At 63.4% G+C, this 12,351-nt stretch carries 11 protein-coding genes and 1 pseudogene; 2 read left to right on the forward strand and 10 right to left on the reverse strand.

Annotation, left to right across the window (positions count from 1 at the left end; genetic code table 11):
• Positions 1–82: 82 nt before the first annotated feature.
• From fusA to rpsL, 3 genes are all read right to left on the reverse strand, one after another.
• The gene (fusA, locus tag RM2_RS16235; protein WP_072690598.1) at positions 83–2,185 is read right to left on the reverse strand and encodes an elongation factor G; all 2,103 of its coding nucleotides are present in this window, start codon (positions 2,183–2,185) and stop codon (positions 83–85) included.
• A 161-nt stretch (positions 2,186–2,346) separates the two neighbouring features.
• A complete protein-coding gene (gene rpsG / locus RM2_RS16240) occupies positions 2,347–2,817 on the reverse strand; it encodes a 30S ribosomal protein S7 (protein WP_072690599.1) in 471 nt (156 codons plus the stop codon).
• Positions 2,817–3,191: a 30S ribosomal protein S12 gene (gene rpsL, locus RM2_RS16245; RefSeq protein ID WP_005252198.1), complete on the reverse strand. Its 375-nt coding sequence runs from the start codon at positions 3,189–3,191 to the stop codon at positions 2,817–2,819. Before rpsL ends, rpsG begins: the two co-directional genes overlap by 1 nt.
• Before the next feature lie 397 nt (positions 3,192–3,588).
• Between rpsL and RM2_RS16250 the strand changes: the two genes are divergently transcribed.
• Positions 3,589–4,011 (forward strand): carboxymuconolactone decarboxylase family protein, encoded by a 423-nt coding sequence (locus tag RM2_RS16250; RefSeq protein ID WP_072690600.1) that lies wholly within the window; start codon positions 3,589–3,591, stop codon positions 4,009–4,011.
• Positions 4,012–4,105: 94 nt separating this feature from the next.
• Here RM2_RS16250 and RM2_RS16255 read toward each other — a convergent pair whose 3' ends face one another.
• The 3 genes and pseudogenes from RM2_RS16255 to RM2_RS16265 all read right to left on the reverse strand — a co-directional run bounded on the left by RM2_RS16255 (position 4,106) and on the right by RM2_RS16265 (position 6,142).
• The gene (locus RM2_RS16255; protein WP_072690601.1) at positions 4,106–4,660 is read right to left on the reverse strand and encodes a DUF3558 domain-containing protein; all 555 of its coding nucleotides are present in this window, start codon (positions 4,658–4,660) and stop codon (positions 4,106–4,108) included.
• Positions 4,657–5,178: a DUF3558 domain-containing protein gene (locus RM2_RS16260; protein ID WP_072690602.1), complete on the reverse strand. Its 522-nt coding sequence runs from the start codon at positions 5,176–5,178 to the stop codon at positions 4,657–4,659. The genes RM2_RS16255 and RM2_RS16260 overlap by 4 nt, the downstream gene beginning before the upstream one ends.
• 164 nt (positions 5,179–5,342) lie before the next feature.
• A pseudogene (locus tag RM2_RS16265) lies at positions 5,343–6,142 on the reverse strand (transposase family protein).
• A gap of 261 nt (positions 6,143–6,403) precedes the next feature.
• On the opposite strand from RM2_RS16265, the gene RM2_RS24015 reads away from it, so the two are divergent.
• Positions 6,404–6,766, forward strand: coding sequence for a DUF6191 domain-containing protein (locus tag RM2_RS24015; RefSeq protein ID WP_169846748.1), 363 nt, complete (start codon positions 6,404–6,406; stop codon positions 6,764–6,766).
• A 911-nt stretch (positions 6,767–7,677) separates the two neighbouring features.
• On the opposite strand, the gene RM2_RS16275 is transcribed toward RM2_RS24015, so the two are convergent.
• From RM2_RS16275 to RM2_RS16290, 4 genes are read right to left on the reverse strand one after another with little or no spacing between them, the layout of a single operon-like run.
• Positions 7,678–8,319, reverse strand: coding sequence for a TetR/AcrR family transcriptional regulator (locus RM2_RS16275; RefSeq protein ID WP_072690603.1), 642 nt, complete (start codon positions 8,317–8,319; stop codon positions 7,678–7,680).
• 57 nt (positions 8,320–8,376) lie between these two features.
• Entirely contained in the window at positions 8,377–9,177 is an 801-nt protein-coding gene (locus RM2_RS16280; RefSeq protein WP_072690604.1) for an enoyl-CoA hydratase family protein, read from the reverse strand.
• Between the two features lie 14 nt (positions 9,178–9,191).
• Entirely contained in the window at positions 9,192–10,352 is a 1,161-nt protein-coding gene (locus RM2_RS16285; RefSeq protein WP_072690605.1) for an acyl-CoA dehydrogenase family protein, read from the reverse strand.
• Positions 10,349–12,346 (reverse strand): acetyl/propionyl/methylcrotonyl-CoA carboxylase subunit alpha, encoded by a 1,998-nt coding sequence (locus RM2_RS16290; protein ID WP_072690606.1) that lies wholly within the window; start codon positions 12,344–12,346, stop codon positions 10,349–10,351. Before RM2_RS16290 ends, RM2_RS16285 begins: the two co-directional genes overlap by 4 nt.
• Between the last annotated feature and the right edge of the window lie 5 nt (positions 12,347–12,351).

Consider the following 12,351-nt stretch of genomic DNA (forward strand, 5'->3'; position numbering starts at 1 on the left):
CTCCTGGACTGATTGATGCTTGCGGTATGCAGCAGTGCGGTTGTTATTACTTCGATCGTGCTTCGGCCGGCTGGAACCGAGGTTACTCGCCGGTCGCCTTGGCGATGATTTCCTTCGAGACGTTCGCGGGAACCTCTGCGTAGGAATCGAACACCATGGAGAAGTTTGCCCGGCCCTGGGTCCTCGACCGCAGATCACCGATATAGCCAAACATCTCCGAGAGCGGAACCAGCGCCTTCACGACACGGGCACCACTGCGTTCCTCCATGGCCTGGATCTGGCCACGTCGGGAGTTCAGGTCGCCGATCACGTCACCCATGTACTCCTCGGGGGTGGTGACCTCGACAGCCATGAGCGGCTCGAGAATGACCGGGCCGGCCTTGCGGGCGGCTTCCTTCAGCGCCTGCGAACCGGCAACCTTGAAGGCCATTTCCGATGAGTCGACGTCGTGGTATGCACCGTCGAGCAGCGACAGCTTGAGGTTGACCAGCGGGTAACCGGCGAGAACGCCGTACTGCATCGCGTCCTGTGCACCGGCGTCGACGGAGGGGATGTACTCACGCGGAATACGGCCACCGGAGACCTTGTTCGCGAACTCGTAGGTGGCGCCGTCCTCACCGACGAAGGGCTCGAGCGCGATGATCACCTTGGCGAACTGACCCGAACCACCGGTCTGCTTCTTGTGGGTGAAGTCGTGCTTCTCGACCTTCTTGGTGATGGTCTCGCGGTAGGCGACCTGCGGCTTACCGACGTTGGCCTCGACCTTGAACTCGCGACGCATGCGGTCGACGAGGATGTCGAGGTGAAGCTCGCCCATACCGCCGATGACGGTCTGGCCGGTCTCGTCGTCGAGTTCGACGGAGAACGTCGGATCCTCTTCGGCGAGCTTCTGGATCGCGGTGCCCAGCTTCTCCTGGTCGGACTTCGTCTTGGGCTCGATCGACACCTGGATGACCGGGTCCGGGAAGCTCATCGACTCGAGCACGATCGGGTTGCTCTGATCGCAGAGGGTGTCACCGGTGGTGGTGTCCTTCAGCCCGATCATCGCGTAGATGTGACCGGCCACGGCCTCGTCGACCGGGTTCTCCTTGTTGGCGTGCATCTGGAAGAGCTTTCCGATGCGCTCCTTCTTACCCTTGGTCGCGTTCATCACCTGGGCGCCGGGGTCGAGACGGCCCGAGTACACGCGGACGAAGGTCAACTTGCCGAAGAACGGGTGCGAGGCGATCTTGAAGGCAAGCGCCGCGAACGGCTCGTCCTTGCTCGGCTTACGTGTGAGGATTTCTTCCTCATTATTCAGGGCGTGACCCTCGACGTTGCCGATGTCCAGCGGGTTCGGCAGGTAGTCGATGACCGCGTCGAGCATGGGCTGGACGCCCTTGTTCTTGAACGCGGAACCACAGATAACCGGGTACAGCTCGGAGGCAACCGTCATTTTGCGAATGGCGCCCTTGATCTCCTCGACGCTGAGTTCCTCACCGGCGAAATACTTCTCCATAAGCTTCTCGTCGGACTCGGCGACCGTCTCGAGCAGCTTCTCGCGGTACTCGGCAGCCTTGTCGGCCAGATCCGCCGGGATCTCCTCGAAGGTGGGAGCGGCACCGATGGCGACCGTGCCGCGCCAGGTGATGGCCTTCATCTCGACCAGGTCGACGACGCCGTCGAAGTCGTCCTCGGCGCCGATCGGCAACTGCAGGACGAGCGGCTTTGCGCCGAGGCGATCGATGATGGTCTGGACCGTGAAGTAGAAGTCCGCGCCCATCTTGTCCATCTTGTTGACGAAACAGATGCGCGGAACGTCGTACTTGGCGGCCTGGCGCCACACCTGCTCCGACTGGGGCTCGACGCCCTCCTTGCCGTCGAACACGGCAACAGCGCCGTCGAGAACGCGGAGCGAACGCTCCACCTCGACGGTGAAGTCGACGTGCCCGGGGGTGTCGATGATGTTGATCTGGTTGTTGTTCCAGAAGCAGGTCACCGCGGCGGAGGTGATCGTGATGCCGCGTTCCTTCTCCTGTTCCATCCAGTCCGTCGTCGACGCACCGTCGTGCGTCTCACCGATCTTGTAGTTGACACCGGTGTAGAACAGGATCCGCTCGGTGGCCGTTGTCTTGCCGGCGTCGATGTGCGCCATGATGCCGATGTTGCGGACCTTGTTCAGGTCGGTCAGCACTTCCTGTGCCACAGGATTCTTCCCCGCTCGTAGCTCGTGTATCGGGTGTCGGCCTCCCCGGTGTTCACCAGCGGGGCCATTGTCTCGAGTTGTAGATCAGCCGGTTCCCCTGTGGGGCCCGACGCGGCGACAACGTCGGAGCAGCCATCAATGGTGACCGCTCCGACGTGACGTCACCAGCGGTAGTGGGCGAATGCCTTGTTGGCTTCGGCCATCTTGTGGGTGTCCTCGCGGCGCTTCACAGCGGCACCGAGGCCGTTGCTGGCGTCGAGGAGCTCGTTGGCGAGACGCTCGACCATGGTCTTCTCACGACGTGCGCGAGAGAAGGTGACCAGCCAGCGCAGTGCCAGCGTGGTGGAACGACCGGGGCGAACCTCGACCGGCACCTGGTACGTGGCGCCACCGACACGGCGGCTGCGCACCTCGAGAGCCGGCTTGACGTTGTCCAGCGCGCGCTTGAGTGTGACGACCGGGTCGGTGCCCGTCTTCTCGCGTGCCTGCTCGAGAGCTTGGTACACGATGCGCTCGGCCGTGGACTTCTTGCCGTCCATCAGGATCTTGTTGACCAGCTGCGTCACCAAGGGCGAACCGTAGACCGGGTCGTTGATGAGGGGGCGCTTCGGAGCGGGGCCCTTACGTGGCATTAGCTCTTCTCCTTCTTGGCGCCGTAGCGGCTGCGTGCCTGCTTGCGACCCTTGACACCCTGGGTGTCCAGTGAGCCACGGATGATCTTGTAGCGAACGCCGGGGAGGTCCTTCACACGACCACCGCGGACGAGCACCATCGAGTGCTCCTGAAGGTTGTGTCCCTCACCAGGGATGTAGGCGGTGACCTCGACGGAGCTGGTCAGACGCACACGCGCGACCTTACGAAGCGCGGAGTTCGGCTTCTTCGGGGTGGTGGTGTACACGCGGGTGCACACGCCACGACGCTGCGGGCTACCCTTCAGGGCTGCCGTCTTGACCTTCGCGGTCTTGTCGCGGCGGCCCTTACGGACCAACTGATTAATGGTTGGCATTTACCGGCTTTCTCGTATTGAACAGACTGCTCTGGACAAGCAACCTTGGCTGTTCTGAAATTAGGGATCTAGCAGTTGGGGCAAGAGAGCTACTGCCCCTCACCCGCACCTCGCACGTACCCGAGGTCGGGTGTGTCGCATACCCCCACACAGGCAGCCGGATACTCGCTCCATGCAGACAATCTGCACGAACGCGCGCTCGGCAATACCATGCTAGGCACACAAATCGGCCGGCTCAGGCCGGACACGACCCACAACGATACCCGTCGGCGCGCCGGAAGGTCAAAACGGCCCAGATTATGCTAAAGGCGAACTGCGTGAATGTTGATTTGCAGGACCGATCAGCGGAAAGTTCTACGGTAGAACGGCTCATATCCGAGCAGAAAGAGGGCCCGCAATGGCGTCTACGCACACCGATCCTGCCGAGACTCGCGACGAACAGTTCGCCCGGGGATCGAAAGTCCTGACTTCCCTCCACGGCGAAGACGGCCAGAAAGTTCTCGACTCGCTCGCTGATATCTCACCCGAACTCAGTCACCAGATCGTGGCCTGGGCGTTCGGTGACATCTACAGCCGACCCGAGCTCGCACTCCGAGATCGACAACTGCTCACCCTCGGCATGCTCACCGCCCTGGGCGGCTGCGAACCGCAACTGACCGTCCACATCAACGCTGCGCTCAACGTCGGACTGACGCCTGAAGAGATCGTCGAAGCACTCCTGCACGCAGCCGTCTACTGCGGGATGCCGAAAGCAATGAACGCCACCTTCGTCGCCAAGAACGTCTTCGCCGATCGCGGACTCCTTCCACTGGGGCGTTGATCCATCCTCACCGCCAGAGCACCCGTCAGCGGATCGCTACCGACGCCGACGCCCCTCGTTGATCGTCGCTACATCCCGGAAGGAAACCCCTGATCTAACTGCTCAAGTTGAGCGTCAGATCGACGAGCGTCGATGCCGTATCACAAGGATCCGCCGCCCCAGTCTTGAACTGTACCCACCAACCGACGATCCCCCCGGAGGGCGATCCGACCGTCACACCGCACGAACCTGGATCGTCCGGGGGCCGCATCACCACGGACCTGCGGCCTTGGACGGTCGATGACTCCACCGCGTAGCCCAGCTTCTCGCCGGTCGCCTTCTCGGTATCCAGCGACCCCGTCTCGAACCAGTTGAACGTGACCTTCGCGGGCCCGGTGGCCCCGACCGTGTCCCACCGGCAGATCGCGCCGAAGAAACCACGTTCGATCGCGTCAGCACCGACGGTGCGCGCGATCTGATCTTCGGTCACCGCATTACATTCCTCCAGCAGCGCGGTGAACTGCTGCCTGTCACCGGACGACGACGCCCCCTCGGCGCGGGGGGAGCCCTGGATCGACGAACCACACCCCGCGATCAACGCGACTGCGGTCGTCGCCGCCACCACCTCCACAGCGCGCCGAGTCCGGCGACTGGTCACGTTCGCGCTCATGTAGCCCTCGAGACACTAAGTTCAGCGAGAACACGAGCCACCTCGCAGGGGTCGGCCGCCGGTCGCGCGTTCGCATACATCACCGACCAGTGAATGAAGTCGCCGCCGAATTCGACACCGAGTTCACACAAGATTCCTCCCGATGACGCAACGAACCCCGGATGCCCCTGGATGTCGATCGTGGTGGCCGGTCTTCCGATCAGCTCGGACCCGGCACGTTCGCGGCCGATGGGGCTGCCGCGGTACCACGAAAACGTCACGCTCGGGCCGCCGGCTCCCGCCACTTCCCATTCGCAGCCGACCGAATTGCGTGTCACCGCGGTGAAGGGTGGCATCGCGAACGCCTCCGCCACCTCGTCGTCGGTGACGGAGCCGCACTCGCCGAAGAACGGCCCCGGAGCGGTCACCTGATGCGGCGGCGCGGCGGCAACCGTGCTGGAACCGTCCCCCGCGTCCGCGCAGCCGACCAGAACGGCCGAGACAGCGACCAACACGAGCGCTCCCGATTTTCGACCCATGATCGGTGACTCTACCGACCGGTGACCTCCGGGCAGGACGAGCCGAAGTCATTGCTCATGACACGGAGGTCTTTCTCGCTCCGTCGAAGCGTCCCCAGGAATCCACACACCGGCGCCATCCAGCCCGCTCAAGGTGAATTCGAAACCACCACAGTGAGGTCTTCTCAGTAGCGGCCCCGTTGGAGCGTCGACAGAATAGTCGCGGCGACGACGATCGAACCGATCTTGCGCGGACACAGTCGGATTCGTCGGAGACATGCCCGACGCTCCTTCAATTCGGCATTGGCGCGCTCTCCGATCGCGCGTACCGCGGTCAACAGCATGTTATAACTGCGATTCTCGACTCCGAGACTGCGACCCTTGACCGGGGTGTGCACCCCGATCCCGGAGCCTTCGTAGCCCTTGTCGGCCAGAGTCGGTACCCCGTCGGCTGCGGCCTTGTACAACGCGCCCAGACAGTGTGTCCGGGCTGCGGTGAGATCGTGGACACTGCCCGGTTCAACCGGGCTCGACCACACCGGAACCCGGACGGGTCGGCGAGGATCTGAACGTTTCCGACCTGGGTCTTGTGGTTGCCCGAATACCACAGGTGATGACCGCCGTCGTTGCGCTCGCCGACCCGGTCGATCCCGATCAGCGTCCCGTCCAACGTCAGGTGCGACCATCCTTGCTGCGTGGCTCGATCAAGTACCTCCTGCAGGTCCGGGGCGTGCTCGGAGAACACCTCGATGCCCTCGTGCAGGTATCGATACGCGGTGGAGATCGCCAGGCCGGCCTCGGCGGCGAGAACCCGCAGCACCGCATCGTCGCGGAACCACCGCAGGACCAGTTTCGCTGGCGTGCGGGCCGTCGACGCCCGCCGACCGGGCCGGGTACGGATCCGGTGTCGGTGCGCCTGCAGTAACGCGGTCACGGACCGCAGGGTCTCCTCGGGCACGTCGCAGATGGCAGGGTAGGCGAACACGTGGGGTCTTTCGTACAGGGCGGTTCGGAATCTTCGTCGAAACCGAGCCTGCTGCAAGGACTCCACGTCCTGCTCTCACGACACACCGGCACCGCCAGTTGCATCGACCTCACGCATTCCAAGTGAGAAGACCTCAGTGTGCGCGCTTGGTCTCTGAGGTAGCTATCATGCCCACGAATTCTGATGCAGAATCCCTGCGTACAACGCTGCGAGCAAGAATGCTTGCCGCACGAATCAATCCACTGAATGTGTCGCGGAACATTGATTCTCCGACAACAATACGGTGGTGAAGGAAAGGGGGTTGAATTGCAAACGGCACTTGTCGTGGTCGTGGTCGTGGTCGGAATGATCACTATCGATAGATTAGGGCTCTGGGCAGAACAGAAGGGTTGGATCTTTTGGCGGAAAGGTAACGGAAAGCGCCGCGGTAGTGCCGGCAGCGGCATGTTAGGGGCGATGGATGAGCTCTTTGCTCCTTCGAATCAACATTCAATTGAAGAAATTCAGAGCAAGAAAACAACACGGCTGGATGCATCCTCCGGCCAAGGCATCGATCTATCGACGGGCCGTGTCCGTATAAGTCCAACGAACAACACCAGTGCCGGCGTTGATTTGGATGAGTAGCGACAGGCTTGGACTAAATACTTGTAACTCTCAGCGAGAGTCGAAACTCGACCTGGTATTCTCTCTCCGGGATTCGACCTCGCGAATGCAGCCGCAAGGTAGTTCCTGTATCGAATTGATTCCGGGGGGGACCAACTGGATCCCTGGAACGCGTCCTATTCAAGTTGCACGAACTTCACAACGAAGCACCGCGGGGGAATGTTGACAGAGATCTGCTCAATACGCGGCAAGGCCTCCCGACAAAAAATATGGCTTTCGTCGGCGACCGAGATTTACAGTATCGACAATGGAAGCATGTGGACTCCCCCGTCATGACGACCCGAACCACGCTCGCCAACCCTTCCTGCCACTGAACTGTCTACAAAGAAAGGGCAACAGGATGGGTCGCCGCACCGGTTCTCAACTCGTTGTCGCACCACTGATCGCAATATCATTCTCGTCCTCTGCAATCGCGTGCACATCCCCGGCCCGCGAGATGCGCTACCAACCTACCCGCGATTCTTCTACACGAACAGCTGACGAGCTATTCGAGTATGTCCGAGACTTTATCGTCGACACACTTGGCATCACTGACGAACTTCACGTCAAGAGCACCGATCCAGCCGATCCTTCGCTCGAAATAGGAACTAGTGGAAACTGCGACATCCGTAATTCCACGGGAGTCGAATAGGTATTGCGCGTCTACACAAGTCCCTTCGTTCAGGACGAAATCTAAATGAACGGTAGTCGCTTACCGTTCTCGACACTGATCGGTACAGACTCGTTGACAGTCAACGGCAATGATCGAAATCGGAGAGTTCGTCGTTCGCGGAATCGAAGAATTCCGAGGCTGACTTTTCACTCTCTCCCAGACTCCGGGCCGATGCGGCACTGGTCGAGTACGGCCAACTCGAGGACCACGCCAGAGAAGGTCAACGGGTCACGTCACTCGCGCGTACTTCACCCGGCTCTACCAATTCGCCGCGTCGCATCCCGGCATCCAACTGGGCCGCCCAATGACGGACGACCTCGGCACGTCGCTTGGAATCGTCCGTGAGCACGTTCGCGAGTCCGAGTCCTCGGGCGAGGTCGAGGGTGGCCTGCACCATGCGATGCGCGACCGGGTCCGAGTCGTCGAACCCGAGGTGTTCGACGGCGGTGCGATGCGCGATCCGACCGAACCGTTCCTCCAGCGGCACGATTCGTGCCCGGAGCTCGGGGTCGGCGGCGGCCGCCGTCCACACCTGAAGCGCGGCCTTGAACAGGGTCCCCGTGTAGTAGTCGACGAGCCTCGACACCACGGCCTCGGTGCGACCCACCCCGATTGGAAGATCAGTGGCCTCGCGCCGCGCCTGTTCCATCCGAGCCTCGAACATGACCTCGAGCGCCGCGGTGAAGAGGTCTTCACGAGTAGGGAAGTGGTGCTGTGCCGCGCCGCGGGATACGCCGGCACGCTGAGCCACGAGCCTGACCGTCGTGGCTGCCCAACCCTGCTGCGCGAGACAATCGATGGTTTCCTCGAGAAGGTGTCGGCGCGTGACCCGGCTACGGTCCTGTTTGGGTTCGCTGGTCATCGTGTACCTTCCGCTCTCAGCGCTTCACCCGGCGCGTGGGTCGAGTCCAAGAGACCCTCAATCACGTGTGGGGCCGGAAGCCCATCTCGGCGGCCGCTTCTGCAGAAACGCCGTCATGCCCTCCCTGGATTCCTCGGATTCGAAGAGCCTCGCCGACTGTGCGGTCAACTCGTCGGTGTACCGGTCGAAGTCGGCGAGCACGGCGCGGGTGGTCAACGTCTTCGACTCGGCCAGCCCCTGCGGCGACGCCAGCCGGAACTGATCGAGCAACTCCTCGACCGCGCCGTCCGGATCCTGAGCGGCCGCACTGATCAGCCCGATGGCTTCCGCCTCGTCGACGCCGAACTTTTCACCCGTGAGGAAGTACCGGCTCGCCGCACGAGAGTCGATCCGCGGCAGCACGGTGAGCGAGATGATCGACGCAGCGAGTCCGAGGCGCACCTCGGTGAGGGCGAAAGTGCTGCGCGGCCCGGCGACCGCGAGGTCGCACGCTCCAACAAGTCCCATACCGCCGGCCCGAACGTGTCCGTCGATCCGCGCGATCACCGGTTTCGGCAGCTCGACTATCGCGCGCAGCAACTCCGCCATCTGCCGAGTGCGCGAGCCGACGTCACCCGAGGTCTCGCTCAGGTCGGCGCCAGCGCAGAACGTACCGCCGGTGTGGGTGAGAACGACGCCACGAACGTCCAGGTCCGCGGCCGCTGCCCGCAGACCCTCGTGGAGTTCGTTCACCAGCCGGCCCGAGATGGCGTTCCGGTTGTGCGGCGAGTCGAGCGTGAGGGTCGCGAACCCGCGCTCCACCTCGTACCGGACGTACCGGTCCGACGTGACATTCGTGTCCGTTGCAGTGTCGGTCATGGATTCCTCCCTGCTCAGTACGACTTCGGCAGGCCCAGCGAATGCTGGGACACGAAGTTCAGAATCATCTCGCGGCTCACCGGCGCGACGCGGCCGATGCGCGCCGCCCCCAGCATGGAGGCGAGGCCGTACTCCTTGGTGAGACCGGCGCCGCCATGCGTCTGGATCGCCTGGTCGAGGGCCTTGATGCCGGCCTCCGCGGCCGCGTACTTGGCCATGTTCGCGGCCTCGGCGGCCCCGAAGTCGTCGCCACTGTCGTAGAGGACCGCCGCCTTCTGCATCATCAGTTTGGCCAGTTCGAGCTCGATCTTGATCTGCGCCAGAGGATGGGAGATCCCTTGATGGGCGCCGATGGGGTCCTTCCAGACCGTTCGCTGCTTGGCGAAGTCGACGGCGGCGTCGAGGGCGTAGCGTCCGACGCCGATTGCCATCGCCGCACCGAGGATGCGCTCGGGGTTGAGCCCGGCGAACAGCTGCATCAGAGCTGCGTCCGCCTCCCCCACCAATGCGTCCGCCGGAAGCCTGACGTTGTCGAGGAACAGCATGAACTGGTGATCGGGTTCGACGATGTCCATCTCCATCGCCGTCTTCACGAAGTTCTCGGCATCGGTGGGGACGATGAACAGCGCCGGCTTCAGCTTCCCGGTCTTCGAGTCCTCGGTCCTGGCGACGATCAGCACGGCGTCGGCTTGGTCGACACCCGAGATGAAGATCTTGTTCCCGGTCAGCAGCCAGTCCGCGCCGTCACGTCGCGCCGTGGTCGCTATCTGGTGGGAGTTGGAACCGGCATCGGCCTCAGTGATGCCGAACGCCATGATCTTCGAACCATCCGCGAGACCTGTCAGCCACTTCTGCTTCTGGTCTTCTGTACCGTACTTGCCGATGATGGTGCCGCAGATCGCCGGCGACACGACCACCAGCAGGAGACCTGCGCCGTGGGCGGCGAGCTCCTCCTGGACCAAAGCGAGTTCGTAGATACCTGCACCGCCACCGCCGTATTCCTCAGGCAGATTGACCCCGAGGAACCCGAGCTTGCCTGCCTCGTTCCACAATTCGGTCAGCGGCTCTCCGCGCCGCGCCTTCGGCAGAACGTAGTCAATGTAGTTGAAGCGCTCTCCGAGGCGGGACACCGAGGCCCGGAGTTCCTTCTGTTCTTCGGTCTCGATGAAAGTCATGACTCTCCCTCAATTTTTTCTGCTGTGTTAACTGTCGATGCTTCGACGACGGCCAATACCGTTCCCACCTCGACCTGTTGACCGGGGACGACAGGAAGTTCACCGACGACGCCGGCGGCCGGCGCCTTGATCGTGTGTTCCATCTTCATTGCCTCGAGCCAGATGATCGGCTGGCCCGCGACGACCGAGTCGCCGACTGCCGCGCCCAGTCGGATCACCGAACCAGGCATCGGCGCGAGCAGCGATCCCTCCGCCACGACTTCGCTGGGGTCGGTGAATCGCGGTGCCGCGTGCAGGCTCACCGGCCCGAGCGCGGAGTCGACGAACACGTCGTCGCCGTACCGGGCCACCTCGAATGACCGCCGCAGGCCGCCCACCTCCAGCATGACGTGCCGCGAGGTTGCCGACACGAGCGTGACGTTCTCGAACTCGTCGGCCTTCAGCCCGGATCGGGTGAGCAGGTACCGGACCTCGATGTCGCCGTCGCTCGCGGTGAACGTCTTACTCTGCGACGCGGACGCCAGGTTCCGCCACCCACTGGGCAGGGACGTGTTCACCGGGGCGACATCGCGGTTGTGTGCGGCGTCGGCGAGCGCTGCGGCCAGTGCCGAGAGTCGCTCGGTCTCGGCCGATGCCAGAGGTCGCGACAGCACGTCCAGGGAGTGGGTATCGAAGAAGGCGGTGTCGGTGTCGCCGGCGAGGAAGGCCGGATGACGGAGGACGTTGACCAGTAGGTCCCGGTTGGTGCGCAAACCGTGAATTCTTGCGCGGCTCAACGCAGCGGCCAGCCGCGTTGCTGCCTGCGTGCGGGTGGGCGCAAACGAGATGATCTTGGCGAGCATCGGATCGTAGTGCACGCCAACCGTCGAACCACCGACCACACCGGAATCAAGCCGGATACCGGGCGCGTGCAGAACGTCGAATTCTGTGTAGCCGCCGGGTAGTTCGATGTGGTGAACCGGGCCGCTCTGAGGTTGCCAGCCCCGCGCAGGGTCCTCGGCGTACAGCCGCACCTCGATCGAATGTCCGGACACGGCGGGAGGTTCGGCGGCGAGAGCCTGCCCCGATGCCACCTGCAGTTGCAGTTCGACGAGGTCGAGACCGGTGGTGCACTCCGTGACGGGATGTTCCACCTGCAGCCGGGTGTTCATCTCGAGGAAGTGGAAGTCGCCGGCGTCGTCGGCAAGGAACTCGACCGTTCCGGCGCCCTCGTAGTCGATGGCCTTCGCGGCCAGACGGGCAGCGTCGAACAGTCGGTCCCGCATGCCCGGACGCGCCTCGACCAACGGCGACGGCGCCTCTTCGACCACCTTCTGGTGACGACGCTGGATCGAGCACTCCCGTTCCCCCACCGCCCACACCGCTGCGTGTCGGTCTGCCATCACCTGGACCTCGATGTGCCTGCCGGTCTCGAGGTATCGCTCACAGAAGACGGTCGGGTCGCCGAAGGCCGACTGCGCCTCGCGGCGTGCGGCTTCCAGCTGCTCCGGCAGGTCCGCGAGCGCACGCACCACGCGCATACCGCGACCGCCACCACCCGCTGACGCCTTCACCAGAACCGGCAGATCAGCCTTGGTGACGGCATCGGGGTCGAGGTCCGACAGCACTGGGACGCCGGCCGCGGCCATGAGTTTCTTCGACTCCACCTTCGAGCCCATCTTCTCGATGGCGGGTGGCGGCGGACCGATCCACGTCAGTCCGGCGTCGACGACGGCGCTCGCGAACTCCGCGTTCTCCGAAAGAAATCCGTAACCGGGGTGGATGGCGTCCGCACCGGCGAGGCGCGCTGCCTCGATGACGAGGTCGCCACGCAGATAGGTGTCGGCAGGACTGCTGCCCGGCAGCCGAACAGCGACGTCCGCTTCCGAAACGTGCGGACTCAGCGCGTCGGCGTCCGAGTACACGGCCACGGTGCCGATACCCGCGCGCCGACAGGTGGCGAAGATGCGACGCGCGATCTCGCCGCGGTTGGCGACCAGAACGGACGCGATCATGCTCG

It is taken from the genome of Rhodococcus marinonascens NBRC 14363, assembly GCF_001894885.1.
GTDB lineage: Bacteria > Actinomycetota > Actinomycetes > Mycobacteriales > Mycobacteriaceae > Rhodococcus_F > Rhodococcus_F marinonascens.

What these genes read in the sequence shown, in the direction of transcription:
- rpsL (WP_005252198.1), bottom strand. Translation starts at nt 3,191, where the DNA reads ATGCCAACCATTAATCAGTTGGTCCGTAAGGGCCGCCGCGACAAGACC.
- RM2_RS16285 (WP_072690605.1), bottom strand. Translation starts at nt 10,352, where the DNA reads ATGACTTTCATCGAGACCGAAGAACAGAAGGAACTCCGGGCCTCGGTG.
- RM2_RS16250 (WP_072690600.1), top strand. Translation starts at nt 3,589, where the DNA reads ATGGCGTCTACGCACACCGATCCTGCCGAGACTCGCGACGAACAGTTC.
- RM2_RS16255 (WP_072690601.1), bottom strand. Translation starts at nt 4,660, where the DNA reads ATGAGCGCGAACGTGACCAGTCGCCGGACTCGGCGCGCTGTGGAGGTG.
- RM2_RS16260 (WP_072690602.1), bottom strand. Translation starts at nt 5,178, where the DNA reads ATGGGTCGAAAATCGGGAGCGCTCGTGTTGGTCGCTGTCTCGGCCGTT.
- RM2_RS16275 (WP_072690603.1), bottom strand. Translation starts at nt 8,319, where the DNA reads ATGACCAGCGAACCCAAACAGGACCGTAGCCGGGTCACGCGCCGACAC.
- RM2_RS16280 (WP_072690604.1), bottom strand. Translation starts at nt 9,177, where the DNA reads ATGACCGACACTGCAACGGACACGAATGTCACGTCGGACCGGTACGTC.
- rpsG (WP_072690599.1), bottom strand. Translation starts at nt 2,817, where the DNA reads ATGCCACGTAAGGGCCCCGCTCCGAAGCGCCCCCTCATCAACGACCCG.
- RM2_RS16290 (WP_072690606.1), bottom strand. Translation starts at nt 12,346, where the DNA reads ATGATCGCGTCCGTTCTGGTCGCCAACCGCGGCGAGATCGCGCGTCGC.